This is a genomic window from Longimicrobiaceae bacterium, from assembly GCA_035696245.1.
In the GTDB taxonomy this organism is placed as follows: Bacteria; Gemmatimonadota; Gemmatimonadetes; order Longimicrobiales; family Longimicrobiaceae; genus DASRQW01.
The window spans coordinates 1-4,682 of the sequence record DASRQW010000443.1 but is presented as its reverse complement, the minus strand read 5'-3'; the positions used below and the strand labels follow the sequence as shown (position 1 = coordinate 4,682).

The following is a 4,682-nucleotide window of genomic DNA, read 5'->3' as shown; positions in this document are numbered from 1 at the left end:
GGTGGCGATGACGGACCCGCCGCTGCTCCTCGCCCCCGTGCTGGCGGCGGGGGCGATGCGGGGCTTCCGGACGGTGTACTGGGTCCAGGACCTCTACCCCCAGCTCGCGGGGAAGCTGGGGGTGATGCGGGAGAGCGGGTTCGCGTACCGGCTCTTCTCCGCGATCGGGCGGCGGCTGAACCGCGGGGCCGACGCGGTGGTCGCGCTGGGGCCGCAGATGGCACGGGCGATGGTGGATGCCGGCGCGCGTCCGGAGCGGACGGCGGTCGTCCACAACTGGTCCGACGCGTCCGCCGTCCGTCCGATTCCACCGGAGGACAACCCGTTCCTGCGCGAGCACGGGCTGGACGGGAAGTTCGTGGTCCTCTACTCCGGCAACGCCGGCCGCGCCCACACGTTCGAGGCGGTGTCCGAAGCGATGCGCCGGCTGCGAGACGATGCCGGTGTGGTCTTCGTCTTCATCGGCGGCGGGCCCAAGCTGGGCGAGATCCGCGCGGCGGCCGAGCGCGACGCGCTCCCCAACGTGCGGTTCATGGACTATCTGCCGCGCGCCGAGCTGACGTTCTCGCTCTCCGCCGCGAGTGCCGCGCTGGTCACGGAGAGCCCGGACGTCGTGGGGATGCTGGTGCCGAGCAAGACGTACGGCATCCTCGCCAGCGGGCGTCCCCTGATCTTCGTCGGCGCGCCGGAGAGCGACGTCGCTTCCGTCGTCCGGGACGCGGACTGCGGTCTCGTCGTCTCGCCTGACGATCCGCAGGGGCTGGTGGATGCGATCCTCGCGCTGCGTGACGATCCGCAGCTCGCGGGGGAGCTGGGCCGCCGCGCCCGCCTCGCCGCCGAGGACCGCTACGACCGCCGCCACGCGACCGCCGCTTGGGCCCGCGAGGTCGAGCGCCTCCTCCGCGGGATGGTGGAGGACGAGGCACGGCCGGAGGCCGCGAGCGTGTCCACGCCGTCGGGCCCGGTACGATCCGCCGCATCGGCCGGCTCCTCGGAAAGCACTCCGTCCGGCCGCGTCGGCGACGCGGCGGACGTGGAGCCGCGCCGGCCCGCGGGTTACGTGGCGGCCGACGCCGATGTGTAGTATCTTTCGTGGGCTCCCATCCTTAGCTCGCCGGGAGCCCCTGCAGACCCCCTCGTCCGTGCCGAATCCGAGTCCATGAGAACGTATCTCTGCCTTTCCCTGCTGGCCCTCGGAGCGCTCGCGCCCCGTGCGTCGGCTCAGTCCCAGCCGCCCGCCCAGCTGGGCCCCGGCGACGTGATCCGCATCACCGTGTGGCGCAAGCCCGAGCTGAGCGGCGACTTCGACGTGCAGGCCGACAGCAGCGTGGCGCACCCGCTCTTCCGCGAGGTCAAGGTGGCCGGGGTGCCGGTGGAGACCGCGCAGCAGCGCGTGGGCACCCTGCTGGCCCGGTACGAAACGAGCCCGCAGTTCGTGGTGCAGCCGCTCTTCCGCATCGCGGTGGGCGGCGAGGTGAGGCAGCCCAACCTGTACCCCATGCGCCTGGGCACCACCATCGGCCAGGCCGTGGCGGTCGCCGGCGGCGCCACCGAACGCGCGGAGCTGCGACGCGTGGAGCTGCGCCGCGGCGGGCAGGCGGTGCTCCTGGACCTGGCGCACCCCTCGACCGCCGTCTCCCTCATGGAGGTCCGCTCCGGCGACCAGATCGTGGTGCCGCAGAAGGGCGACACGTTCCGCCAGTACGTCGTGCCGGCCGCCAGCGTGGTCGCCGCGCTCGCCACCCTCATCACGCTGCTGCGGAAATGAAGCCGATGCCCGACAAGTCGCTGCCCGGCTGGACCGCTCCGGGCGACGTGGACCCCGGCGGCCCCGCCTCGGGGCCGGACTTCGTTCCCGGCTGGGGCGTGGACTCGGCCGCGATCCGCGACTACGTGGCCGTGCTCCGGCGCCACTGGTTCCTGGTGATCGCCTGCGCGCTCGCCGGCCTGGGCCTGGCGGCGTACCTGGTCTACACCACGCCCCCCACGTACAGCGCCGCCGCCGCCGTCCGCTTCGTGGACAACCGCGGCGCGCTCACCAGCGGCCTGGGCAACGACGCGGCGACCAAGATCGCCGGGCCCATCACCGACCCGCTGCTCTCGCAGGTGCAGGTTCTGCGCAGCCGCGCGGTGGCCGCCCAGGTGGTGGACAAGGTGGGCCTGCGCCTCTCGGTGATGCCCGTGCGCGGCTCGGCCGGCATGCTCAAGGATACGTGGGTGGACCCGGACATCGAGTCCGACACCCTGTCGCTGGCGTTCTCGGCCCAGAGCGTGACGGTGTCGGCCCATGGGCGCAGCGCCACGGCGGCCTTCGACCAGCCGGTGCAGCTGGACGGCGTGCGCTTCACGGTGCGCCCCGTCAAGCGGTCGGGCTCGGTGAGGATCGTGGTGGTGCCCCGCGAGACGGCCATCGCATGGCTGACGCTGAACGTCCACGCCGCGGTGCGCGAGAAGACCGACTTCATCGACGTGAGCATCGAGGCGCAGGACCCGAAGATGGCGCAGGATGTGGTCAACGCGGCCATCGACGCCTTCCGCGACATCAACGCCGGCTCCGCCCAGCAGCAGTCGCGCCGCCGCCGCGTGTTCATCGAGTCGCAGCTGGTGCACACCGACTCGGCGCTCAACGCGGCGCAGCTGGCGCTCAGCGACTTCCGCAGCCGGGCGCAGGTGTACAGCTCCAAGGAGAAGCTGACCGGGCAGCAGGCCGCGCTGGCCGAGCTGGAGTCGCGGCGCGAGCAGATGGACACCGACCGCCGCATCGCGCGCGGGCTGCTGGACCGCCTGCGCGGCTCGGGCGCCCAGCGCGACCAGGGCCTCCAGGCGATGCTCTCGTCGCCCGAGATCGCCAGCGACCCGGTGATGAGCCAGCTCTTCGCCAAGCTGCTCCAGTACCAGACCTCGCGCGACAGCCTCACGGCGGGCGCGTTCGGCAGCGCGGCCACGAACCCCGACGTGCAGCGCCTGGACCAGCTGATCACGTCCACGCGCGGCAAGCTGCTCACCGCGCTCCAGGGGCACGTCTCGGCGCTGGACGACCGGATCTCGGCGCTCGACGCGCTGCGGCAGCGCAACGGCACCGAGCTGCAGGGCCTGCCGCCCATGGAGGCCGAGGAGGTGCGCCTGGTGCAGCGGCTGGAGGCCATCGCCAAGCTGGCCGACCAGCTGCGCGAGGAGCAGCAGAAGGCCCGCATCTCCGAGGCGGTGGAGGTGGGCCAGGTGGAGATCGTGGACCGCGCCACGCTGCCCACGCACCCCATCGGCACGGCGCCCACGCGCAAGCTGCTCTTCGGCCTGCTGGTGGGGCTGATGCTGGGCGCCGGCAGCTCGTACCTGATGGAGAACCTGAACACCTTCATCAACCGGCAGGGCGAGGTGGAGTCGATGCTCAACCTCTCCGTGCTCGCCGTCGTGCCGCCCATCTCCGAGAAGACCACCGGCCGCCGCAAGCGGCGCGTGAAGCCGGGGGCGGACGCCGACCAGCATACCGAGCTGGTGACCATCACCAAGGCGCACTCGTCGGCCGCCGAGGCGTACCGGACGCTGCGCACGAACCTGATCTTCTCGCAGACGGCGCGCACCTTCAAGACCATCGTGGTCACCAGCGCCAGCCCCGGCGAGGGCAAGACGACCACGGCGGCGAACCTGGCGGTGACGTTCGCGCAGCAGGGCATCCGCGTGCTGCTGGTGGACTGCGACCTGCGCCGCGCCCGCCTGCACAAGGTGTTCGACGTGGCGCGCGAGCCGGGCCTCACGCAGCTGGTGCTGGGCCACACGGCGGCGGCGGACGCGGTGCACGCCACCACCGTCCCCGGCCTGTCGGTGCTGGCCTCGGGCACGCTGCCGCCCAACCCGTCGGAGCTGCTGGGCGGGCTGCGCATGCGGAACGCCCTCGCCACGCTGGGCGAGACGTTCGACATGATCCTGATCGACTCGCCGCCGCTCATGGCCGCGGCCGACGCGGCGATCCTGGGCACGATGGTGGACGGGGTGCTGCTGGTGGTCCGCTCCGGCCACACCGAGCGCGCCGCTGCGCAGCTGGCGGTGCAGCAGCTGCTCCAGGTGGGCGCGCCGGTGCTGGGCGCGGTGCTGAACGACCCCGAGGCGAACGTGCCCAAGTACGGCGGCTACTACTACTACGACTACTACGGCGGCAGCGACTGACCGCCCGGCGGGCCGGCGTCCCCGTCACCGGGGGCGCCGGCGGTTCGCCTCAATCCTGCCCGCTCGCGCGGGCGCCCATGCGCCTCTGCTCCACGGCTCCACGTGAGTGCCAGCACCCGGACTCTGCCCGCTTTCGGCAAGCACTGCCCCCGCTGCGACCAGCGGACGGTGGTGGTGCGCACGCCGCCGCGGTGGCGACCCGCCAAGTGGATCCTGCTGGACCACTTCAGCTACCGGTCGTGCCCGGACTGCCACTGGCGCGGCGGCTCGGTGCACCTGGAGCGGAGCGGCTCGCTGCGGGGCGCGCAGCGGCGCAAGGCGGCCTTCAACTCCGTCCGCGCCACCATCCAGATCCTGCTCGGGCTGATGCTCCTGGTGCTGCCGCTGGCGATCCTGGTCTTCTGGCTGTTCTAGACTGGCCGCGCACCGCCCCCGGGGCGCCTCGCTTCCGCGGGGCGCCCCGGTTCCGTATGGTTTGGCGGGGCCCCCTCCCCCGGCCCCTCCCCCAAAACTGCCTG

At 72.9% G+C, this 4,682-nt stretch carries 4 protein-coding genes; all 4 read left to right on the top strand.

The features are described from left to right. On the top strand, positions 1-1,084 hold a 1,084-nt coding region (locus VFE05_19985), incomplete at its 5' end, for a glycosyltransferase family 4 protein (GenBank protein HET6232366.1). Positions 1,085-1,159: 75 nt separating this feature from the next. Then, positions 1,160-1,768 carry a polysaccharide biosynthesis/export family protein gene (locus VFE05_19980; protein ID HET6232365.1) on the top strand — a complete coding sequence of 203 codons (609 nt, stop codon included), beginning with the start codon at positions 1,160-1,162 and terminating at the stop codon, positions 1,766-1,768. A gap of 5 nt (positions 1,769-1,773) precedes the next feature. Then, positions 1,774-4,164: a polysaccharide biosynthesis tyrosine autokinase gene (locus tag VFE05_19975; GenBank protein ID HET6232364.1), complete on the top strand. Its 2,391-nt coding sequence runs from the start codon at positions 1,774-1,776 to the stop codon at positions 4,162-4,164. Positions 4,165-4,266: 102 nt separating this feature from the next. Continuing rightward, the gene (locus VFE05_19970; GenBank protein ID HET6232363.1) at positions 4,267-4,578 is read left to right on the top strand and encodes a hypothetical protein; all 312 of its coding nucleotides are present in this window, start codon (positions 4,267-4,269) and stop codon (positions 4,576-4,578) included. Positions 4,579-4,682 lie beyond the last annotated feature (104 nt).